Genomic DNA, 23,944 nt, shown 5'->3' on the forward strand with positions numbered 1-23,944 from the left:
TACTTATTATTCTTAATATAATGAGCGGTTTTTAACTTTGTAGTGTAGCAAGAGTGCCAACACAATAACTACACTACCTAATATAAAGCGTAGCCAATCGAGCGATTGATGCCAAATCACCACATTCACTAAAATTCCTGTTGGAATCACCACATTATTCATAATAGCCAACGTGCCAGAATCGACTTTTGTTGCGCCATAGTTCCATAAAAAATAACAAACACCAGATGCAATCACCCCAAGCCAAATAAGAATGCCCCACTGTAAATTAGATGTAGGTAATTTTGATACATCGCCAAAAAGTAACCACCCTAATGTGGCCACAATTACCGCCCCAAAGTAAACCCAAGCAAAAGCCTGATGTTGGGGCATTGGGTACATTTCCATAATTCTTTTATAACCAACCTGCCCTAAGGCAAAAACAATATTAGCTCCTTGAATTAATAAAAAGCCAATAATAAAGTTTGAGCTAATATGATCATAACGAATGATAGCGGCACCAATAACTGCTATTATTGCCGTTAAAAGATAACTAAACCTTAACGGGTGACGTTGTAACAAATCATAAATAACCGTGACATAAATTGGCGTAAAAATAGTAAACAACAGCACTTCAGGTACTGAAATATATTGGAAGGAATTATAATAAAAAAAGTACATAATCCCCAATTGACAAGCCCCAACGCCCATTAAAAGAAACGTGGTTTTAAGCTTAATATGTTTAAAGCGTAAAAAAGGTAAAAAGGTAATAAATGCTAACAAAACGCGCGTAACCACTGCAAACCAAGTATCAACCTGCCCACTTAGATAAACGCCAATAAAACTAAACGAGAATGACCAAACAATGGTCACAAAGATAAGATAAAACATCGTTAATTAATATAAAGAATGATAAATAGTTTGCATCGTATCAATTGATATAACACTTGTAAACTTTATATATACTCAAACTTATCTTAGTACGAATATCAATAAAATTATTGAAGCAATTAATAATTAAAATTAGATCTGAGATTAATATTTAGCGATTTTAATAATATTTATTTCTTCATTTCTCTATACTAATAACTTAAAAATTAGCTGAATTTTTCTTATTTACTCCACAGTCCCACTTTTGTGTAAACCTTATTAAATAACTCAATGTATTTTTTATGCTTCTATTATTTCACTATCTATTACTTTTCTTTTTGATTGTTTATCTTCAATATCAATTTCAATTGAAAACATCTATATAATTCAAATAATATTCGACAATACCCTGTCTTCGTAGCAATAATAGCCTTCTTCAATAGCATAATTTAAATATTTAATACTTTTTCCTAATTATTTATCTTTATATGATGACACTATTTCTTTTTCATCAAAACAATAAAAAACAATTCCCCCTTTTCATAATCTTGATTTTTAAACTCCTGTAATGGTTTACTCGTATTTTAAGATAAAATGAACTAAATAATTATTTAAAAATATTAATTGTTTTAAATAAATGATAGCAAAGCGAAAATAACGCGCTGCTTTTTACCTTAAGTAAAACAATCATCCTCAAAAAACTTAAAATATGGCATAATGTGCGCCAATTCATATTTTTTTGCGACTTCACTCAAGGTTGATACCTTTTGGGCAAACGCATGTTAAAGAGAGTAAATTTTCGTGTTAAGTACAAATAACATTACAATGCAATTTGGCAGTAAGCCATTATTTGAGAATATTTCAGTTAAATTTGGTAATGGCAACCGTTATGGCCTAATTGGTGCCAATGGTAGCGGCAAATCCACTTTTATGAAAATTATTGGTGGCGATTTAGTGCCAACTTCAGGCAATGTTGCTTTAGATCCGCATGAACGATTAGGTAAGTTACGTCAGGACCAATTTGCTTTTGAGGAGTTTACCGTACTTGATACCGTAATTATGGGACACACCGAATTATGGCAGATCAAACAAGAACGTGATCGCATCTACTCTTTACCCGAAATGAGTGAAGAAGATGGCTTTAAAGTTGCGGATTTGGAAACCCAATACGCCGAAATGGATGGCTATAGTGCCGAAGCTCGTGCAGGAGAATTATTATTAGGTGTGGGTATTCCAATTGAGCAACATTATGGATTTATGAGTGAAATCGCTCCAGGTTGGAAGCTACGTGTACTTTTAGCCCAAGCCTTATTCTCAAATCCCGATATTTTATTGCTTGACGAACCGACCAATAACTTGGATATCGATACTATCCGTTGGCTTGAAGATACTTTAAATCAACGCGAAAGTACGATGATTATTATTTCGCATGATCGACATTTTTTGAATATGGTCTGTACACATATGGCAGATTTGGATTATGGCGAACTTCGAATTTATCCAGGCAATTACGACGATTATATGACTGCATCAACGCAAGCCAGAGAGCGTTTATTAGCAGATAATGCTAAAAAGAAAGCCCAAATAAGTGAACTACAATCTTTTGTAAGCCGATTTAGCGCAAATGCCTCTAAATCAAAACAAGCCACATCACGCGCAAGACAGATTGAAAAAATCCAATTGGAAGAAGTAAAAGCATCAAGCCGTCAAAATCCATTTATTCGTTTCGAGCAAGATAAAAAGCTTTATCGTAATGCATTAGTCGTTGAGAACCTAACCAAAAGTTTTGACAGTGATCCCTTATTTAAAAACTTAAACTTAATGGTTGAAGTGGGTGAAAAAGTCGCAATTTTAGGGACAAACGGTATTGGTAAAACCACATTAATAAAAACGTTAATGGGCGAGCTTACGCCTGAACAAGGTGATATAAAATGGTCAGAAAATGCCAATATTGGCTATTATGCCCAAGATCATGAATACGAGTTTGAAGAAGATTTAACGGTCTTTGACTGGATGAGTCAGTGGAAGCAACCAACCGATGACGAGCAAGCGGTACGGAGTATTTTAGGGCGATTATTATTTTCACAAGACGATATTAAAAAGCAAGTTAAAGTCTTATCTGGTGGCGAAAAAGGACGTATGTTATTTGGTAAATTGATGATGCAGCGCCCTAACATTATTGTTATGGACGAGCCAACAAACCATTTAGATATGGAATCCATTGAATCACTTAATATGGCGTTAGAGCTTTATCAAGGCACCCTATTTTTTGTTTCACACGATCGTGAGTTTGTGAGCTCATTGGCAACTCGTATCATTGAAATCACCGCTGAAAAAGTGATTGACTATACTGGTAATTATGAAGATTACTTACGTAGCCAAGGAATAGAATAATCTCTCATCAATAAAATTAGCCACATTAGTGGCTAGCTTTATTTCAATTGATTAGTTAACACATCAAAAATCCAATTCATCCCACCAGATATCTATAAGTGAGCTGGTTTTAACATTTTTTAAACCGTGGCTTTCTAACCATTTTGTGACAATGTCACGGTGTTCTTCAGTACAGTTACCTAGTTTTTGGGTGCATACTATACCTTTCCAATTTAAATAACCACTTCCTTCATAAGCTAAGCCATTGGGCTGAATAGCTTCAAGAATGAATTGATCAACAATATTATCTAAAGTTTCTTCGGTTGTGCCTTCGTCAAATGACCAACTAACAGTAAAACCTAATTCTTTAAACTCTTCAATATGTAATTTTTTTCGTAAACGTCTGCTGCGATTTACCATAGTAGTTTCCTTCTATTTTATTGAGTATAACTTTGTTTATTTTTAAAGTTCATGTGTTTATTAGTTTGTTTCACACTATTTTGATTTGTGTTGTTTCTTTTGTGAGCGGATTGTCTTGATGATGTTTTTTTCACTGGCTCTGCTTTAATTCTTGGATCCACTTCAAAACCTTGCGTAGTTATTTCTGGAATGGTTTTCTTAATTAGTTTTTCAATGGCTTTTAATTGTGGCAGTTCATCAATGCACACAAGTGAGAGCGCTTGACCTTGATTTTGCGCTCTCCCTGTTCGCCCTATACGATGTACATAATCTTCAGCAACTTGTGGCAACTCATAATTAACTACATAGGGCAGCAGCTCAATATCTAGCCCTCTTGCCGCAATATCGGTTGCGACTAATGCTCTAATTTGTCCACTCTTAAAATCTGCTAAAGCTTTAGTACGAGCACCTTGGCTTTTATTGCCATGAATCGCGGCTGCTTTTATACCATCTTTCGTTAATTGCTCAGCTAAATGATTAGCCCCGTATTTTGTACGCGTAAAAATTAACACTTGTTGCCACTGATTTTTTCCAATTAAGTATGAAAGCAATTCGCGTTTACGACGCTTATCAACACGATGCACATATTGGGTAATTTGCTCTGAGGTACTATTAGTTTTAGCAACAGCAACCACTTCTGGCGCTTGTAGAATCGTTTGTGCCAATGTCTTTATTTCATCCGAAAAAGTTGCCGAAAACATTAAATTTTGTCGCTTATTAGGTAGTTTGGCAATCACACGGCGAATATCATGAATAAATCCCATATCTAACATGCGATCGGCTTCATCTAACACTAACATTTTAATGGTTGAAAGATCCACCGCATTTTGTTGAACTAAATCAAGCAGCCGCCCAGGAGTTGCAATTAAAACATCGACACCACCACGCAATTTCATCATTTGCGGATTAATACTCACCCCACCAAATACTACTAATGACCTAATCTGTAAATAACGGCTATACTCACGAATATTTTGGCCAATTTGTGCAGCGAGCTCACGAGTTGGAGCTAAAATCAAAGCATATAAAGGACGTTTGCCTTTTTTAGGCTTTGAATTATTGGCTTCTTTTGCTTGCTGTTCTACGAGTTTTTGCAGTATTGGTAAACCAAAACCTGCCGTTTTACCTGTTCCTGTTTGTGCGCTAGCCATAAGGTCTTTGCCAGATAAGATTACTGGTATAGCTTGTTGTTGAATGGGGGTGGGTTGAGTGTAGTTCTGTTCTTGGATTGCTTTTAAAATCTTGGCATTTAAGCCAAGAGAGTCAAATGACATGAATTAATTCCTAAATAAACGAAAGAAAGTTATTTTTATATTATAAAGCAATTGAATAATAATTGTTTGTTTATTTAAAAATACAGTATTGAATTGATGATCTATTTTGTTTCATAATTTTTTATTCGAGTATAAGTAAAATATTAATAAACAGTGCGATATTTTACCCAATTGAATTAAGTGAAAGTAAAACATACTGATTTTTAATATTTTTCTTACAACAATAATAGAAATGATATTTATTATCATTTATGATTATGCTAGTATTCTTGTCCTTATAACAACTGTTTTTATGGATTTGCAAATGCTGTTTAATTTTTACCGTTTTAAAAATTTATTAATTACTTTATTGTTATTGATTTTTGGTTTTAATTGTTTTGCCAAAGATGATATCACATTTGCTAACTTCCGCGACATACGGGATTTAAACCCTCATCTTTATTCTGGCGAAATGTGGGCACAAAACATGCTTTATGAATCATTAGTCCATTATAACGAGGATGGGACATTCTCGCCTTGGTTAGCTGAAAGCTGGACTATCACCAATCAAGGCAAAACCTACACGTTTAAATTACGTAAAGACGTCAGTTTTAGTGATGGTGTAAAGTTTAATGCTTACACTGCAAAACTTAATTGGGATGCCGTTCTTTCTAATAAAGTTCGTCATACTTGGCTTGAAATGGTACGCCTAATTACAGAAGTGAAAGCCATTGATGATTATACGCTTCAAGTTAACCTATCAAAGCCTTACTACCCGTTTTTGATTGAAATTGCAGTAACCAGACCAATGCGCTTTATTTCACCAAATTCAATGATTAATGGTGAAACAAAAAATGGCGTAAAATCTTATATTGGTACCGGTCCTTATGTGTTAAGTGAACATAAAAAGGATCAGTATGCTGTTTTTAACGCTAATCCTAACTATTGGGGTGAACAACCGAAACTGAAAACCGTTACCATGAAAGTAATTGCTGACAATCAAAGCCGTTTGATGGCACTTGAAAAAGGTGAAATTGATTTAATTTACGGTAAAAATATGGTAGATGCCGATTCATTTGAACGCTTTTCAACAATGAATAAATTTCAAGCGTTGATGTCAAAACCGGTATCAAGCCGTATGGTATTAATGAATACTACTCGACCAGAACTAAGCGATACCAATGTGCGCCGAGCAATCGAACATATCATCAATAAAAAAGATATTTCTGAAGGTATATTTAATAGTAGTGAAGCACCAGCTGATACATTAATGGCTACTAATATTCCTTATGCAAATATTGGATTAAAACCTTACAAATATAATACTAAATTAGCCGAAGAGCTGCTTGATAAAGCGGGCTGGCTAAAACAAAAAGGTCAAATTTACCGCCAAAAAGAAGGCAAACCATTTGAAATTACTCTTTATTATGATAGCAATACTGCGTCTCAAAAAACCATTGCACAATACATGCAAGATGAGTTTGAGCAAGTTGGTTTAAAACTTAATATTCATGGTGAAGAAGAACAAGGCTATCGTGATCGCCAAAAAGCGGGGGATTTTGATATGGTGTTTGATATTTCTTGGGGAATGCCTTATGACCCACAATCTTTTATGTCTGGCATGAAATTACCGGTATATGGTGATTATATGGCACAACAAGGTTTGAAAGAAAAAGCTCAAATTGATGCAAGCATTAGTAAAGCATTAATTTCAACTAACGAAAAAGAACGCCAAGATCTTTACCGTTATGTGCTTGAAACCTTGCATAATCAAGCCGTTTATATTCCGTTAACTTATGAACGCAACCGAGCTATAGCTATTAAATCACTAAAAGGTATTGAGTTTGCTCCTTCACAGTTTGACATTCCATTTGAGAAAATGCATTTTTAATTTATTTGTATTAGCTAGTAATAATGTTAAATTATATTTTTAAACGTTTAATCATGATGATACCGATTATTATCGGTATCTCATTTATTGCTTTTTTACTCATTAATTTAGCCCCTTCTGATCCTGCTGAAGTAGCCCTACGTTTAAATGAAATCATGCCCACGCCTGATGCTATTGAAAGTATGCGCCTAGAGTTAGGTTTAAATGAACCATTTTGGAACCGTTATTTCAGTTGGTTATATAACGTTTTTCAACTTGATTTTGGTCGTTCTTTTGTACATCGAGATAGGTTAGTATTAGATGAGATCATTCGAAGTTTACAACCAACAATTCTTTTAGCATTCTCTTCATTCATTTTTACATTGATTATTAGTCTGATCTTAGGTGTTTTATGCGCCATTTTTGCTAATTCAGTTTTTGATCAAATTTTACGTATTATAATTTTTTTAGGCACGGCTATGCCAAGCTACTGGCTTGGACTTTTATTTATCTGGTTTTTTGCTAATTATTTAGATTTGCTGCCAACAAATGGATATGGCACATGGCAGAATCTAATTCTACCGACTTTAACGTTATCATTCGTTTATATTTCAACCTATATTCGTTTTATTCGTAATAACATGCTAGAAAACATGCGTAACTACTCCGTTTTTTATGCACGTAGTCGAGGGTTAAAAGAACACACAATTATTATTAAACATGTATTAGTAAATTCCTTACATACCACTATTACCGCATTAGGTATGACAATTCCGCAATTAATTGCTGGTTCATTTGTCGTTGAATATATCTTTTCATGGCCAGGGCTTGGTCGTTTATGCATTGCAGCTATCATGAATCGAGATTATCCGGTTATTCAAGCTTATATTTTAATTATGGCAATATTATTTGTGGTGTGTAATTTTATTGTCGATGTTATTCATCATTTACTAGATCCTCGTTTACGTGATAATGGTGGTTTGTCATGAATATGCTTAAGCAGGTTTGTAAAAATAAAACTGCACTATGTTGTTTAATTATCATTGCAACTATTATTATATTAGGTATATTAGCTCCCTATATTGCACCATTTGATCCTAATAAAGTGCGTATTGTTCGTAAATATGCCCCGATGTCGGCTCAACATTGGTTAGGTTGTGATCATCTTGGTCGTGATATTTTTTCAAGACTACTTTATGGCATTCGCTCCACATTATTTTTATCATTATTAACCATGATTATTACTATTGTTATTGGTGCAACAATTGGTTTAATATCAGGCTATAAACGGGGTAAATTTGACGAATGTATTATGCGTTTATGCGATATCATGCTTTCTTTCCCTAGCCAAGTGATGATTCTGGCTATTGTTGGTGTACTTGGCGTAGGTATTGAAAACGTTATTATTGCCAATATTGTGGTTAAATGGGCTTGGTATAGCCGTATGATACGCAGCTCGGTAATCAAGTATAGCCGTAAAAACTATATTTTATTTTCCCAAGCAATTGGCGCTCCGCATTCTTTTATTATTTGTCGCCATTTATTGCCAAATGTAATGTCAGAACTGGTTGTATTAGCCACATTAGATACTGGTTGGGTAATATTGAATATTTCTGCTCTATCTTTCATAGGGCTTGGCATACAAGCACCAACAGCAGAATGGGGACTGATGCTTAGTGAAGCAAAAAACGTTATGATGCAGCATCCTATGCAAATGGTTTATCCTGGAATTGCAATATTAATTATAGTTTCCGCGTTTAATATGCTTGGCGACTGTTTACGTGACATTCTTGATCCTAAGGAAAAAACAGCATGAGTAATAAATTACTTGAGGTTAAGAATCTTACCGTAACACTGGATAATGGCAAAACACTGCTTAACGATATCTCCTTTTGTCTTGAGCATCATCAATGTTTAGGTATTGTAGGTGAAAGTGGTTGCGGTAAAAGTTTAACCAGTAAAGCCATTATCGGTTTATTAGAGCCCTACTTTTCGGTTAAAGGGGAAATTTTATTTACCCCTAAACAATCTAAAATAGCGTTACAATTAAATGGTGATTTATTAAAACAAAATCATGACACATTACGCCATATTCGTGGTAATGCTATTTCGGCTATACTACAGCATCCAATGAATGCTTTTGATCCACTTTATTGTATTGGCAATCAAGTGGTTGAAACGTTATTGGCACATCTGACAATTACTAAAAAACAAGCTATTGAAAAAACATTAACTATGATTGCCGACATTGGTCTTAATCATCCAAAACAAATCTTTAACAAATACCCACATCAGTTAAGTGGCGGCATGTTACAGAGAATCATGATCGGAATTGCATTGATGCTTGAACCTGAATTAATTATTGCCGATGAACCAACCACAGCGTTAGATTCTATTAGTCAACTTCATATTCTGCAATTATTAAAAAATATCAAACAACAATCGAAAACAGCAATGATATTTATCTCGCATGATTTAGGTGTTATTCACCATATTGCCGATCATATTATTGTAATGAATCAAGGATGTATTGTAGAACAAGGTCGTTGCGATCATATTTTTTATCATTCTAAAAACGATTACACACGTTACTTAATTGATACTCGTAAACAGTTATTAGCCAAATTTAACGCCGTTATCCACCCAAATAGATTGGAGACAATCTAAATGACACCGTTATTACAAATTAATAATCTCAAAAAATCCTTTTTACAACCTAATCAAGGTTTATTTAACCGCAAAAAAACGCCGATTATTAAAGATGTTTCTTTGTCTTTATACCAAGGCGAATGTTTAGGTATTGTAGGAGAAAGCGGAAGTGGTAAAAGCACTCTTGGTAAGCTAATTTTAGGTCTTGAAAAGCCCGATAGTGGCAAAATTTATTTTAATGGGCAAGATATAGGACAACGAGCATGGCGAAAATCCCCAATGCGACGGGAAATTAGCGCCGTTTTTCAAGATTATAATGCTTCGGTTAATCCTTATTTTACTATCGCTGAAATTGTCGCTGAACCTATAGATATTTATCAAAAACTGACGGTTATTCAACGAAAGAAGCGAATAATTGAGCTATTAGAACAAGTCGGATTAAATGAGTCATTTTATCATCGTTTTCCTCACGAAGTGAGTGGAGGTCAATTACAACGCATCTGCATTGCACGGGCAATTGCCTGCTCACCTAAATTTATCTTATTTGACGAAGCTGTAAGTTCTCTTGACATCTCTGTCCAAGCCCAAATTCTATCGTTGTTAGTTGATTTGCAAAAACAGTTAAATTTAACAGCCATTTTTATTACCCATGATTTAACAACTATCACTTATCTTTGTAATCGAGTGATCTTCTTTTATCAAGGTCAAATTGTGGAACATGTTGATAAGATAGCTAATTTAAATCAGGTCAATAATGCTTATTCTAAACAACTTCTTGAATCTATTTTAAGTTTTTAAATATGACAACTCAATCTACCATTAATAAACAATATCGTTTTAAAGATTACTTAGCGCTAGTTATTCCGTTTATCATTTCAACTATTACAACACCATTACTTGGTGTGGTTGATACTGCGTTGGTCGGGCATTTACCCAATCCCGCCTTTATTGCCGGCATTGCTGTTGGCGCTGTTATTTTTAACACTATTTATTGGCTTTTCGGCTTTTTACGAGTCAGTACCACTGGTTTTGCCGCACAAGCATTAGACGACCCACTACTATTGCGATCATCCTTAATCCGCCCTTTGTTTATAGCAATATTTTTAGGTGTTATTTTTATCATTTTTCAGCAAGTGATCTTTACTGCCTCTATGAACGTTATCAACCCCAATGAAGAAGTAAAGCATTATGCCAATATATATTTCTCTATCCTAATTTGGGGGGCGCCTTTTGTGCTTATCAACTATGTTTTAGTTGGTTGGTTAATGGGAATGTCTAAAGTAAAGGCTGTGCTATTTCTACAAGTATTAATTAATCTGCTTAATATTATTATGGCAGTAATTTTTGTTTGGGGATTTCATTGGAATGTTCAAGGCGTTGCCTTTGCAACACTAATTGCTCAAGTAATTTGTACTTTGTTAGGCATTTGGTTTATTTATCGTAATTTACCAAAATCCAATCAACAAACTGATTTAAAATCGATACTATCTTGGCAATCATTGAAAGGAGTGATTTTAGTTAATACCAACTTAATGATTCGTACCATTTGCTTATTAATCGTTACTAACCATTTTATCTCGATTGGTTCGAGTTTTAACACGGAAGTATTAGCTGCTAATGCCGTCTTGTTTCAAATTCATTATTTGATGGCTTATTTATTTGACGGCTTTGCCAATGCTTCAAGTGTATTTAGTGGTAAGGCGAAAGGTACTAAAGATATTAAGTTATATAATCAAACCTTACATTGGTCACTACAAGCTTGTATTATTTGTCCTTTAATATTAATTGCTTTATGGTTTGGATTTGATACAACAATTATTAAATTATTAACCAATCAAACCGAAATTATCACTATCTGTTTGCAATATCAATATTGGCTTACTATCTTCCCTGTTGTGGTTGCTGGTGGTCTTATCTATTATGGCGTTTTTTCTGGGATCAGCTACACTTCTTCTATTCGTGATTCTATGATTCTTGCCTTAATTTTATGGCTGATATCACAATATATCTGTGTACCAATATGGGGAAATAATGGATTATGGCTTTCTTATATTTTATTTAGTTTTGGGCGAACCCTATTTTTAGTCATTTGGATTAAAAAATCGAAAAACTATGTCACACTTTAAGTATTGCTCGGTAAATATTGAATGAGTTTGGCATGTATTTTTTGTTTTCCCGTTACTAGAATTACTCATTGTGCAGCATTAAATATGCTTAAGACTAATTGATGACCTTAACAAATCATACTTACAGCAAACAAATGGCTTATGATTTAACAAAATGACTAGTATCATTAACCGGTCATTTTTAATAATCTTATAATTTAAGGACGGGGGGGCTTATGTCTTTTGATGCTGTTTAACAGCAACTGCCACCAAAGTCATAGCTGCCATTAAATGACAGCTAAACACAACGATAAAAGTTAAGTAACTTATGATACGGCGTCGATTTTTATATTAATTAATCAGTTATATAAAAATTAATTTGTTTGGTGTCGTTAGTCATTTTTTCAATACTTTTCATTACATTTTGATAAGCTTGTTCAATACCTTTTTCCCCAGCACATTCATTTAGTAATGCATAATTTGATTGAACAGTTTCATCTGATATCAATTTTTTATAGGCAATAGCAAAGTCCTTTCCAGTAAATGAAAATAATTGATGCCAATCTTGTAAATGCTTTTTCATGTGATCCCGACCTGCTAGGCATTTAATGCTATTTATATCAAGATTAGAAATGCTATATTTTTTCAACTCACTAAAGTTTCTAGGTTGATAAGGAAAGCTTATCTCTTCAGTAACACCTGCTGACTTTAACGTTTCTATAAAGCTATTTTCACGGTATAACTTTACTTTTTGTGATCGGTACTGACCTTTTCGGTGCATGGTCACACTATTTGGCAGAGGTTCATCAACTGAGTAGTCCCAAAAGTTAGTGCGCCGTTCAATAAACACATCATTAATCACTTTAACGGGCATTTCTATTCTTCTTTTTTCACCGTCAACAATAATTGAAACAAAGTTCATATATTTAGAAATCAACTTATTATAGATTTCATCAGCACCGTCTGAAGTCGTATATAAAGTGGTATACAAGAAATAATTACTTTGTGTTGGATTAATTAAGCCAGTATTATTAAATATTGAAGGTTTAGCAATAAAATTTAATGATTCGTTATTATAAGATAAGGTATGTTTACCATAGCTAAATGTATAATTAACGCCTGATTTAGCAGGAATAATTAACTCTGTTCCATCAATAACTACTTTTATTTCGTTAATGGTAGGATTATCGATCCAACGTTCAACGGTACTAGTCAATAGTGGTTCAGAGTTAAAACACCCAACTAAAGAAAAACTGCAAACTAGCAACAGAGAATGTTTTATTAGTTTCATCACATCATTTGTTATAAAAATTGAAAGCGTAAAAATTATAGCACAAACAATTAAAGATTAAAAATAAGTAACTGTTTTTATGTACTATATTTGTTTTCAACTTGCTATAAAAAATGATTTTCAACCTTAAACATCCTAGCTATTTACTCAGGTATTTAAGGTGTTAAAAATTTATTGCTGTGGCCAAATAAATCTACCTTTTGCTTGTGGATCCTCCTTTATGAATTTTTTTAACACATCTGATTGGTATAATTGTTTTACATCTTTAGCCCATTGCGAATTGAGATTTTCTTTTTTTATGACTACCATTAATTCTAAATCAGGTGATAATTCTTCTTGCACTATAAGATTATCTACTGGGACTTTACTTAACCATGCTACACCGCCAGGCATTATCGCATAATCAACCTCACCAAGGATCCGAGGAATAATTTCAGATAATAATGTTTTAAACTTTAAATGGTATTTATTTTCAACAATATCGTTTAAAGTCACATTACCTTCTTGAACGTCTGATTTTAGTTTTATCCAATTTAATTTTTGCAGTAATATTAAAGCTCTTGCCGTATTTGAAGGGTCATTAGGAATAGCAATTATTTGCTCTGATGAAACATCATTAATTGTGTGGTGTGTTTGTGAAAATAAAGCGGCTGAAATAGAAGGAATATGAACTAGTGGAACTAAGTCATTATTGGTTTCTTTATTATACACATTAAGATAGGCTTGATGCTGAGCCGCATTTAAATCAATACTCCCTTCAACAAGAGCGGTATTAGAATCTCTTAACGAGCTAAAATTAACCAATACTACGGTATATCCTTTTTTTTCTAATTCAGGTTTTACCACACGCTCCATTAAGATATTGTGCATACTTGGCGGTAATCCAACAATTATTTCCTTCTTTTCAAGGTTATTTGTAATACCTTTATTGTTTTTTTTATCACATCCCAATAAACATAATCCTGCAAAGATTAAAATAGATAAATATAAAGACTTTTTCATTATTACTCCTTCCATATCAATTTATTACTAATATAGTATTAGTAAAACTATTCTTTTATTTTAATTTTACTTGTTATGATTATAAGTCAGTATTACAGAGGGTAAAAATACATAAAGCTTATATTGATATTCGATTAAGATATATGAAATTTCTGTTTAATATCAGCTCTATTTGTGGTTAAATACAAAACTAATATCAAATGAAAAAGTAAACCAATAAATAAGATGGAAGTTAAAAAAATTACCTTATTTACTGTAGTTTTAACCTTATTCGGTTGTAATAACAACCAGTTAGATTCTAAAATAATAATCAACAACTATATTACTAATGGTCAATTTGAGTTGGCTCCTTTTTCAAAAATAATTAAAAAACAAAAAATTGAAGGTACTTACTCAGGTATAATTGAAACCATCCCCAATGGTTTAATTACGTTTTACCGTTTAAACGATAAAAAAGTCTATATTGACTTTAAAAAAGACAATTATATGATTGATTCTCAAAAAAATTCAAAATATAAAATCAATTTTGATGATAAACAAAATATCCTAACAATCGAAGATTCATTTGGTAATAATGTGGTCAAACCCACTTATGATGATCAAGGTAGAATTATAAAAATTGAAAATTCAGTTATTGGTGGAAGTCATTATACTTTTGTTAATCAACTTTCCTACGAAAATAATTTAATGCAAACCAATGAATATCAGATCTTTAATAAAATTGATGGACAACAATCTATTCCGTATTATCTCAATAAAAAACAGTATTTTTATAACTCAGAAAATCAATTAATTAAAACAATCGAATCTTCTTTTATAGCAAAAGATGGAAAATTTAACACTGATGACCAAAATCAAACAATACCTGATGAACAATTAACATGTATTTTTGACGACCACAATCAATATGGTGACTGGACTAAGTTATATTGTTTAACTCCTAAAAAAGAAACAAAACGCTTTATTTTACGTAGTATTGAATATTATCAATAAGAAGGAATATAAAGATGAAAAGGATTCTTGCCATATGCTGTTTATCGATAATTTTGTCTGGCTGTCAGGAAAAAAAAGAAAAAATAAATAAAACCCAAATCACTAACAATTACTTGTTATTTGGAAATGCTTTGAATATACCTTATTCAAAACCGATCAAACAGCAAAAAATTATTGGTAGCGAGCAACAGAGTTATCAATCAGATACTAATGGATTTATTACCTCTGTCGACGTTAATCATGTGAAAATCGATAACAACTATGAAACCAATAAAAGCCAGTTTTTTATTAATAATAAATTCAATTTGGATCTGAATATAGAACAAGATGAAAATAAAAATATTCATAAGGTCGAAGATGCTGAAAAGAAAATATCATGGATAGTAACGTATGATGAACAATATCGGATAATAAAAATAGAACGTATTTCCAATCCAACCACGATTAGTCATATTTTTTATGATAAAGGGAATATTACCAAAATAGTCAATCAATTCACACTCAATATAACTTCAATAAATTCTTATAGCTCAACGGAAGAAAAACATTTTTTATATAATAATAACAATCAATTAAGTAAAATTATGATTAAAGTTTTTGATGATAAGAAAGCAAAACCATTAGAAACTAAAAAATGCACTTTCTATGACTATAATGAAAATGGCGATTGGACTAAAGCTTACTGTTTAAAGCTAGGTGAAAATTATACTTACTTTAATTTACGAGAAATTGACTACTAATGATAAGCATTACAATAATAATGTTGATTATGCTTCGTTCACTTTTTTCATAGCAAAGTCCCACTGATAAGGCAGCTAACACCGAGCTGATCTAAACCTACTTCAATCATGTCTTTTTTCTATTACCTCTTTTCGTCAAACAGCTCATCAACTTCGTTGCATTTGCTTAATGCTTCATCAGCATACCTTTTTCTTTCATACTGGATTAACATGCGACCAGTGATGATGCTAATATTGGCTTATCAATTATTTCTTTAAAGCTGTCAATATTTATCATCGCATATTTTAGTATCATTCAATTTGGCAGTAATATATTGAGCTTCAAAATCATTACTACGGTCATTACCATTAGCATGCCCTAAGCCGGCTAATGCAGCGATGCTATTACCATTTAAAGTGGCAAGAGCTGCTCCTTTTCTAAGTTGATTTTGCTGTTTTTGTTTTTGCTCATCACTTAAATAAGCGCCATCAGCAAGTGGCGCATAGCAAAATAGACCTTTAAATTCGGATAGGGTGCCAGTTAATTTAACCAAATTTTTGGGCGGCAGGATTGGATCGGTAATACTGATGCCGGTTTTTTTTAATAGCTGCTCTTTATCTTTATAGATGGGGTCGTTACCATCATATTTTGCGTAAGGCATAATCGAATTCCTTATGAACTTATTTTCTTTTTTTATTTTTAACCCGTAAGGGTGGCTTGCCTTTTTTGCATAACACATCAGGATCGTAATAAAAAAAGAACCAACCAGCACCTGATTTAGGCGGTCTAATATATTGATCAGTCTTATTATTATACTTTTCTACATATTTTTCTTGGGCAATTAATTTAGCAATATATTGCTTACTTATTTTAACTAAATTGATATTTTTAACATCTTGCCAGCCCAATAGCGTAAAAATGCGCTCCGCAAGCGTGACATGCGAGGCAAGCGAATTTTTGTAAACCATAAAAAAAGCTGCCCCAAACATTACTCCTAATGAACCAAAACCAATGGTTAGATTTTCCAACGAAAAATCAAGAAAAAAGTAGTTCATTAATAGCACGCAAATAACATAAAAGAAAAACATAGGTAAACGATAGTGTTTGAAGGCTTGGTTACGCCCCGCAAAACATAGCGGGACAAGTGAGATAATTTGTTCACTGGGTTTGAGCATGGCGTACACTTCGTAATGGTCAGCGTGCTTTTCGGCAACCACCTCGACCTGATCACCATCATGAAATTTATAATAACCAATCCAGCCTTTTAACGTGATGGAGTCATTTAATTTGGCAGTGATATACTGAGCATCTACCTCATTACTACGGTCATTACCATTAGCATGCCCTAAGCCGGCTAATGCAGCGATGCTATTACCATTTAAAGTGGCAAGAGCTGCTCCTTTTCTAAGTTGATTTTGCTGTTTTTGTTTTTGCTCATCACTTAAATAAGCGCCATCAGCAAGTGGTGCATAGCAAAATAGACCTTTAAACTCGGATAGGGTGCCGGTTAGTTTCACCAAATTTTTGGGCGGTAAGATTGGATCAGTAATACTAATACCGGTTTTTTTTAATAGCTGCTCTTTGTCGTTATAGATAGGGTCGTTACCATCATATTTTGCGTAAGGCATAATCGAATTCCTTATGAACTTATTTTCTTTTTTTATTTTTAACCCGTAAGGGTGGCTTGCCTTTTTTGCATAATACATCTAGATCGTAATAATAAAAGTTCCATGCTTCTCCAGTTTTAGGTGGTCTTGTATATAGATCCGTACTATTATTATATTTAGTTGAGTATTTTCCTTGCTTAATTAATTTAGCAACATATTGTCTACTTATTTTGGCTAAATTAATGTTAGTAACATCTTGCCAGCCCAATAGCGTAAAAATGCGCTCGGCAAGCGTGACATGCGAAGCAAGGGAATTTTTGTAAACCATAAAAAAAGCTGCCCCAAACATTACCCCTAATGAACCAAAGCCAATGGTCAGATTTTCCAACGAAAAATCAAGAAAAAAGTAGTTCATTAATAGCACGCAAATAACATAAAAGAAAAACATAGGTAGACGATATTGTTTGAAGGCTTGGTTACGTCCCGCAAAACATAGCGGGACAAGTGAGATAATTTGTTCACTGGGTTTGAGCATGGCGTACACTTCGTAATGGTCAGCGTGCTTTTCAGCGACTACCTCGACCTGATCACCATCGTTAAATTTATAAAAACCGAGCCAGCCTTTTAATGTGATGGTGTCATTTAATTTAGCGGTGATATATTGTGCCGCGAATAGATTACTACGGTCGTTACCATTAGCATGCCCTAAGCCAGCTAATGCGGCAATACTATTACCGTTTAAGGTGGCAAGCATTGCACCCTTTCTAAGCTGATTTTGCTGTTTTTGTTTTTGCTCATCACTTAAATAAGCGCCATCCCCCAGCTGTGCATAGCAAAATAGACCTTTAAATTCGGATAAGGTACCGGTTAATTTAACCAAATTTTTGGGCGGTAAGATTGGATCGGTAATACTGATGCCGGTTTTTTTTAATAAATGTTCTTTATCTTTATAGATGGGGTCGTTACCATCATATTTTGCGTAAGGCATAATCGAATTCCTTATGAACTTATTTTCTTTTTTTATTTTTAACCCGTAAGGGTGGCTTGCCTTTTTTGCATAATACCTCAGGATCGTAATAATAAAAAAACCAACCTTCACCAAATTTAGGAGGTCTAATATAAGCATCTATTTTATTATTACATTCTTTTGCATATTTCCCTTGTGCAATTAATTTAGCAATATATTGCTTACTTATTTTGGCTAAATTGATATTAGTAACATTTCGCCAACCCAACACGGTAAATATTCGTTCAGCAAGTGTCACATGTGTTGCTATAAAATTTTTATAGACCATCAGAGTAGCTATCCCGAATATTACCCCTAATGAACCAAAACCAATGGTTAGATTTTCCAACGAAAAATCAAGAAAAAAGTAGTTCATTAATAGCACGCAAATAACATAAAAGATAAATATGGGTAAATGATGGCGTTTTAATGCTTGGTTACGCCCTGCAAAACATAAAGGGATCAGTGAGATAATTTGTTCACTGGGTTTGAGCATGGCGTACACTTCGTAATGGTCTTCATGCTTTTCGGCGACCACCTCGACCTGATCGCCATCGTTAAATTTATAAAAACCAATCCAGCCTTTTAACGTGATGGTGTCATTTAATTTCGTGGTAATATATTGTGCAGGGAAATAAGTATTTTGATCATTGCCATTAGCATGCCCCAAGCCGGCTAGTGCGGCAATGCTATTACCATTTAAAGTGGCAAGTACTGCCCCCTTTCTAAGCTGATTTTGCTGTTTTTGTTTTTGCTCGTCACTTAGATAAGCTCGATTACCTAGCTGAGCGTAGCAAAATAGACCTTTAAATTCGGATAGGGTGCCGGTTAATTTAACCAAATTTTTGGGCGGCAGGATTGGTTCGGTAATACTGATGCCGGTTTTTTTTAATAACTGCTCTTTGTCGTTATAGATGGGGTCGTTACCATCATATTTTGCGTAAGGCATAATCGAATTCCTTATATAATTAATGAGATGTAGGCCAATGATAAATAGTTTGCCAATCACTCGATGAGAATACGGGCATATTTTCTTTGATACGTTTTTGTTCTTGTTCAGCGTAATATTCGGCTAGCTGCTCTTCATATTTTTTAAAGATCGCTTGCAGTGCTTCAATTTCTTTTTCCGGCGAGTTAAAACGATAGGCAAAGTCATAATCTTCTATATTTTGCCCTTTACCAAAACGGCAACGCCTTAACCATTTTTCGATATCATCGTCTTCAGCTAATTCGAAGTATAGTTGAAGTAAAAAGATCCCTAGACTAACCCATGGATTTAAAGCGAGAGCTATTATCATCATGGAAATCTCTCCGACGGTGGTTACCATTATGCTGACAAAGGCGGTTCTAGCCACTAATCCTGTAACTAATTGAACACCTCTATTCATAATTTTAATTAAACTGGTTTTACCCATTTGTAAAAATAAATCGGTGGTGGATACAATCGCGGTAAATAGAGATGCATAATATAATGTTTTTTCACTCTTAGTTTTATCTGAAATATCCTCATTCCAATTTAAACCAATATCAATTAACCCCGATATTAGCCCAAAAAAGTTGCCTAAAAAGTTCATATTGGACAGTAATTTGGTATTGATTTGTCCTTTGTTGGCATATACGGTAACTAGTCGAAAGCTTGCTGCCATCGATGCTGATACCGCCATGGCTAATTGATAATCGGCTTGGTTTTGTTGGGCTTGGGTTTTTAATGAGTTATCAGTCACTATATAATAGATTTTCATGATATGTACCCCCAATATAGCCGCAGTAAAACTTGCCCCAACCTTTTCATTGGTGATGTGTTGCTTGATAAGGTTTGTGGCTTTTTGTGAGGCATTTGCCAGCTTTTCGCCAATATTTTTAATATCTGAATACAAGGCACTTTTTAAATTGTCTGCCCATTTATGGTATGACGCCATTCTCTTTTTTAGCGCAGTTTTAGATAGCCTTGTTGGCGAAATTGCTACTAAAAAAGCTTCGGCAAATTCTGACGATAAATCACCACCCATTTTTTGCATATATTTTAATAAAGCAATAAGTGCAGCACAACTTCCCTCTTTAATTGGGCGTAAATAGGCGGCGGTGATTTGGTTATCGATCGAATCACCATCAATTAACGAGTTTCGTTCGCTTTCAAATAACGAAAAGAACTCTTTAGTTGTATCTAATGCTTTATGTTGTTCTTGTGGGTCAAAAAGTGAGTGACTAATGTTGGCAATGCTATTAGCAAGGTCTATCATAGCATTACTTTCTGTTGATTCGGCTTGATAAAATTCTAATACTGTTTCTAATTTATCTAAGAACTCGCCATAAGATTGCGGTTTTAATTGGGTTGTTTTATTTAATGATAATAAAAAGTTGACACATTCTTTTTGTTTTTCTTTATCTAATTTTCGATTAGCAAACACAGCTGACCAAATAATATTATGACCTTCTAAGTTTTCATCCTCAATTAATTGGGTGAATAATTGGGTAACTTTGCTACTTTGGGCTTGCATGCCTAAGGTCATTAAAATATCGTTGGCAAACGCCAAATAATTATCATCATCTTGTGCAAAATCATCGGCTGGCAATGAAATGGGATGCTTTTCTTTTTGTTTACTGCAATCTACCCATAAAATTAAATCATTTAATAATCCTGCTATATAGTCTTCTGCCTCTTGTAAAAAAGTGGCGTATTTTTCTTTATAGGATTTATAATCGTCGTTTAAATGATTTTCATATTTGCGCCAACGCTTTTCGGCCGATTGTTCGGTCTTATTTTTTTCATGCCATTGTGCTTTATACGCCTGAGCTTTCGCTTCAAATTCGACTCTCATTGCTGCTAATTTAGCATCTAAGCGTTCAATGTTTACCATTTCTGCTTGTTTATTTAATTTAAATGCCTGTTCAAAAACTTGTGCGTGCCGTTCTTCGCCTACTTCTTCAATCAGGTAGTTTTCTTGTACAAATTGGACTAATATTGCAGCGTTATATTTTGTACTTTCTACCGCTTGTTCTATATCGGTTAAATATGGGGAAATAAAATTATATTTTTTAGATTCATTCACAATATTAATAACACGTTGACCTTTGGCTTTTTGTTCTTCGCTCCATGGAATCATTCGGGTTGTATCAGTTCCGAATATACCACTATCATAAGGTATTACTTTTTGATTAAAATATTTTGTATCAGCAAGGTATTTTTTATTGGTGTTTTTTATATGTTTTTTAAAATCTTCTTCACTTTCAGCAAGATCGCTGTTTTTTATTGCTTCTTCAAGCATTGCAATACCACTACAAGTGGCATTTTCACGCTGTCTTTCTATCATTATTTTTCTAAACGAGTTTAATGCACTATTACCCCAGTTGCTTAATTCGGCAGTAATACCAATGCTGTCGTTTAATACTACCATCATCGGTGTGCAATCGGTGCTGTTGCGTTCAGCTGACATCATTTTTTTATGTAGATAGACTGAATACGGCTCTTTTAGGGTAATTTGGTCATAAACTGGCTTGGTTAGTAATTGCCAAGGTGTTAATGTGCTTCGTTTTTTAAATAGCTCTTTAGCATATGTAAATGGTTGGCGAAATAAAATACTTTGCGAAAGCGTATTTTTGTCTAATGGTTTATTATGATACAAATAAGGAAAGCAAAGCGAGTAATTGCAATTTTCAAGGTTTGGTAAGTTTATTTTGATTTTTTCTATTATATTTTCAATGTTTTGTATTTCCATTATGGATGCAATGGATTCTTTATCAGCAGTCGTAATTCCATTTTCACTTACTTGCGAATTTAACCATTGCTTCGGTTTGATAAGTTGCATTCGTAAGTTACGTTTATCTTCATCGTTAAGGTATTTTTTTAACGTTTTAATGCTCCATTTATGTTCACTAAAAGCAAGCCAAGCTTTTTCACATTTTTCAGGTTTTGAAAGTGTAATAAAAGCAATATTGCTTGATAAATGGGCACTGTTGTTGCAAGTTGTTTCTATATCATTGAAAGGTACAGAAGGATTTTCTTCACTTATGATATCACCAAATCCTAATAGATCTTGCTCTTTACTAATATCTTGTTGCCAAAAACCACCATTTTCATCAATTCTATAAATAGAAACATCTAATATAATATTGTTTTCATACTGGCACAATACATAAAGATAACCTTTTCGCATAGTTCTTAATACATATTTACTCTCTCCTTTTAAGGTAGGCAACATATCGTTTTTTGCCCATGAGGGTAAATCTGCCGTGACATAATTAGGTGCAACAGCATAACGAATCGGATAAATTGGTAGACCTTTAGATTGGCATTTTTCACATAAACCCATTATTTATTTCCTTCGTATTAATGATACATTCATCCGCTACAATATCCCATTGTGGTGGAGTTATAGTTTGTAATTGTTTTATTAGTGATTGGTGCCGATGTCGTCTTATTGCTTCGGCAATAATTGGATGTTTAATAAATTTAGGATGTATAACTAAACTACGATAAGCATATTCGGTTAGATCTCGTTTATCATGGTATCCTTTGAGGGTAGCATCTTGAAAAGATTGCATAATAATATCATCAGCCTCTCTTTCAGATAAATTATATTGTGGATGAAAAAAATGATAACGAGCAAGTGTCTGGTTGCGACTTTCTATCCAGCTTATTTGTTCCCATTGTTGATCAATAATCCCCAAATTACCGATAAGGTTGTGACGCTCATCTAGCGGATTCTTTTCAATAATTAAATGACCATCACTGTTAAGATATAACCATGAATGAACAGGTTTAAGTAATATTTCCTTTTGAGCCAAAATGAAAATATTCAATAGTGGTGGTAATACCGATGGGTCAAAATAACGCAATAATTGTTTACCGTCACTTGACGGTTGAATGGCAATTTTTCCTAATTCTTGAGCTAATACTTCGGCATTAAATGAAGAGTAAATCCAACCATATACTGAACGTGGTTTTGCAAATAATACTGTTTTAGGATCAATAGCTAAATAAAATTCTTGAATACTTTGTTTTAAAATAATTTGATCTTCTTCATTTTTTAAATCAAGTTCAATAAGTCCTGGTGTGTGTTTAATTTGATAGTTTATATATCGAAACAATGTTAATTCCTTTCCTGTAATCAAATCAGTTAAACTTGTGTTTTGATCATTAGTTTGATAGATAAGGTAAAAATGTGCATCATTTTTTAATGACAGCGAAATAATCTGTTGAAAAATAGCCTCAACGTCTTGTTTTTGTATCGATTTATTCATGTTATCTATAATTTATCCAAGTCTTACATTTGCTTTTTGTAGTTTATCCGCTTCTTGTATCGCCGCTTCACAACCACCAGGTAATAAAGCATCTACATCCATATTTGCTTGCCCCATTTTCTGCATGACATTGCATTTAAAATAGACATTATCTTGGGTGCCAAGCTCAATGCCTTCTTCGCTGATTTTTATGTATGAACCACCACAAATTAAGGTGATTTTTTTATTGGCGCTTAGGGCAACTTTGCCATCAACACTGTCGACTTTAACTTCTTGCTTAGCTGCCATGTTGAGGTTGGCGTTTTGGGCTTGCACTTCAATATCGCCTTGGTTGGCAAAGAGTTTCATGCCTGATTTGTGGGCAAATAAGCCCATCGCTTCGCCCGATGAGAGGGTAAGGTTTTTTAAGGCGGCAATGTCAGTTTGGTTTTCACTGGTTAAAGTAACGCTGTTGCCGGTGGAGAGTTGAATGTTTTGTGGACTGGTTAAGGCAATGCCTTCTTGGGCATAGGCAAGTATGCCGCTT

The 23,944-nt window shown here is 33.7% G+C and carries 21 protein-coding genes; 9 read left to right on the forward strand and 12 right to left on the reverse strand.

Annotated elements, in window-relative coordinates:
- Nucleotides 1-12 precede the first annotated feature (12 nt).
- Nucleotides 13-870: a carboxylate/amino acid/amine transporter gene (locus A9G36_RS01620; RefSeq protein WP_065569166.1), complete on the reverse strand. Its 858-nt coding sequence runs from the start codon at nt 868-870 to the stop codon at nt 13-15.
- A gap of 780 nt (nt 871-1,650) precedes the next feature.
- Here A9G36_RS01620 and A9G36_RS01625 point away from each other — a divergent pair.
- Complete coding sequence (locus A9G36_RS01625; protein ID WP_034945790.1) at nt 1,651-3,243, forward strand: ABC-F family ATPase; 1,593 nt, start codon at nt 1,651-1,653, stop codon at nt 3,241-3,243.
- Between the two features lie 63 nt (nt 3,244-3,306).
- Here A9G36_RS01625 and A9G36_RS01630 read toward each other — a convergent pair whose 3' ends face one another.
- Together A9G36_RS01630 and rhlE are read right to left on the reverse strand one after the other, a co-directional pair.
- A complete protein-coding gene (locus A9G36_RS01630; RefSeq protein WP_034945793.1) occupies nt 3,307-3,642 on the reverse strand; it encodes a YggL family protein in 336 nt (111 codons plus the stop codon).
- A gap of 17 nt (nt 3,643-3,659) precedes the next feature.
- Nucleotides 3,660-4,955 (reverse strand): ATP-dependent RNA helicase RhlE, encoded by a 1,296-nt coding sequence (rhlE, locus tag A9G36_RS01635; RefSeq protein WP_080715886.1) that lies wholly within the window; start codon nt 4,953-4,955, stop codon nt 3,660-3,662.
- A gap of 304 nt (nt 4,956-5,259) precedes the next feature.
- On the opposite strand from rhlE, the gene nikA reads away from it, so the two are divergent.
- From nikA to A9G36_RS01665, 6 genes are read left to right on the forward strand one after another with little or no spacing between them, the layout of a single operon-like run.
- Nucleotides 5,260-6,825 (forward strand): nickel ABC transporter substrate-binding protein, encoded by a 1,566-nt coding sequence (gene nikA / locus A9G36_RS01640; protein WP_034945796.1) that lies wholly within the window; start codon nt 5,260-5,262, stop codon nt 6,823-6,825.
- A gap of 23 nt (nt 6,826-6,848) precedes the next feature.
- Nucleotides 6,849-7,793, forward strand: a complete 945-nt coding sequence (gene opp1B / locus A9G36_RS01645) for a nickel/cobalt ABC transporter permease (protein ID WP_034945799.1) — start codon at nt 6,849-6,851, stop codon at nt 7,791-7,793.
- A gap of 2 nt (nt 7,794-7,795) precedes the next feature.
- Nucleotides 7,796-8,620 (forward strand): nickel/cobalt ABC transporter permease, encoded by an 825-nt coding sequence (opp1C, locus tag A9G36_RS01650; protein ID WP_034946223.1) that lies wholly within the window; start codon nt 7,796-7,798, stop codon nt 8,618-8,620.
- Nucleotides 8,617-9,471, forward strand: a complete 855-nt coding sequence (locus A9G36_RS01655; RefSeq protein WP_034945802.1) for an ABC transporter ATP-binding protein — start codon at nt 8,617-8,619, stop codon at nt 9,469-9,471. Before opp1C ends, A9G36_RS01655 begins: the two co-directional genes overlap by 4 nt.
- Nucleotides 9,472-10,251 (forward strand): ABC transporter ATP-binding protein, encoded by a 780-nt coding sequence (locus A9G36_RS01660; RefSeq protein ID WP_034945806.1) that lies wholly within the window; start codon nt 9,472-9,474, stop codon nt 10,249-10,251.
- 2 nt (nt 10,252-10,253) lie between these two features.
- Complete coding sequence (locus A9G36_RS01665; RefSeq protein ID WP_051825220.1) at nt 10,254-11,579, forward strand: MATE family efflux transporter; 1,326 nt, start codon at nt 10,254-10,256, stop codon at nt 11,577-11,579.
- A 334-nt stretch (nt 11,580-11,913) separates the two neighbouring features.
- On the opposite strand, the gene A9G36_RS01670 is transcribed toward A9G36_RS01665, so the two are convergent.
- Nucleotides 11,914-12,849 (reverse strand): hypothetical protein, encoded by a 936-nt coding sequence (locus A9G36_RS01670; protein WP_065585307.1) that lies wholly within the window; start codon nt 12,847-12,849, stop codon nt 11,914-11,916.
- Between the two features lie 171 nt (nt 12,850-13,020).
- Complete coding sequence (locus tag A9G36_RS01675) at nt 13,021-13,851, reverse strand: MetQ/NlpA family ABC transporter substrate-binding protein (RefSeq protein ID WP_065585308.1); 831 nt, start codon at nt 13,849-13,851, stop codon at nt 13,021-13,023.
- A 225-nt stretch (nt 13,852-14,076) separates the two neighbouring features.
- Here A9G36_RS01675 and A9G36_RS01680 point away from each other — a divergent pair, with 225 nt between their 5' ends.
- Complete coding sequence (locus A9G36_RS01680) at nt 14,077-14,844, forward strand: hypothetical protein (RefSeq protein ID WP_034945815.1); 768 nt, start codon at nt 14,077-14,079, stop codon at nt 14,842-14,844.
- Between the two features lie 14 nt (nt 14,845-14,858).
- The gene (locus A9G36_RS01685) at nt 14,859-15,584 is read left to right on the forward strand and encodes a hypothetical protein (protein WP_065585309.1); all 726 of its coding nucleotides are present in this window, start codon (nt 14,859-14,861) and stop codon (nt 15,582-15,584) included.
- Between the two features lie 263 nt (nt 15,585-15,847).
- Here the strand turns inward: A9G36_RS01685 and A9G36_RS01690 are convergent, their stop codons facing one another.
- The 7 genes from A9G36_RS01690 to A9G36_RS01720 all read right to left on the reverse strand — a co-directional run.
- Complete coding sequence (locus A9G36_RS01690) at nt 15,848-16,225, reverse strand: hypothetical protein (protein WP_065585310.1); 378 nt, start codon at nt 16,223-16,225, stop codon at nt 15,848-15,850.
- Between the two features lie 19 nt (nt 16,226-16,244).
- Nucleotides 16,245-17,192: a putative type VI secretion system effector gene (locus A9G36_RS01695; RefSeq protein ID WP_065585311.1), complete on the reverse strand. Its 948-nt coding sequence runs from the start codon at nt 17,190-17,192 to the stop codon at nt 16,245-16,247.
- A 19-nt stretch (nt 17,193-17,211) separates the two neighbouring features.
- Nucleotides 17,212-18,159 carry a putative type VI secretion system effector gene (locus A9G36_RS01700; RefSeq protein ID WP_065585312.1) on the reverse strand — a complete coding sequence of 316 codons (948 nt, stop codon included), beginning with the start codon at nt 18,157-18,159 and terminating at the stop codon, nt 17,212-17,214.
- A gap of 19 nt (nt 18,160-18,178) precedes the next feature.
- Nucleotides 18,179-19,126: a putative type VI secretion system effector gene (locus A9G36_RS01705; protein WP_065585313.1), complete on the reverse strand. Its 948-nt coding sequence runs from the start codon at nt 19,124-19,126 to the stop codon at nt 18,179-18,181.
- A 19-nt stretch (nt 19,127-19,145) separates the two neighbouring features.
- Nucleotides 19,146-22,487: a T6SS effector BTH_I2691 family protein gene (locus A9G36_RS01710; RefSeq protein ID WP_065585314.1), complete on the reverse strand. Its 3,342-nt coding sequence runs from the start codon at nt 22,485-22,487 to the stop codon at nt 19,146-19,148.
- Nucleotides 22,474-23,418 carry a hypothetical protein gene (locus tag A9G36_RS01715; RefSeq protein ID WP_065569155.1) on the reverse strand — a complete coding sequence of 315 codons (945 nt, stop codon included), beginning with the start codon at nt 23,416-23,418 and terminating at the stop codon, nt 22,474-22,476. Before A9G36_RS01715 ends, A9G36_RS01710 begins: the two co-directional genes overlap by 14 nt.
- A 12-nt stretch (nt 23,419-23,430) precedes the next feature.
- A partial coding sequence (locus A9G36_RS01720; protein ID WP_141670600.1) for a DUF2345 domain-containing protein occupies nt 23,431-23,944 on the reverse strand: 514 nt, incomplete at its 5' end.

Origin of the sequence: Gilliamella sp. Choc6-1, from assembly GCF_001690385.1 — a bacterium.
GTDB classification, from domain to species: domain Bacteria; phylum Pseudomonadota; class Gammaproteobacteria; order Enterobacterales; family Orbaceae; genus Gilliamella; species Gilliamella apicola_A.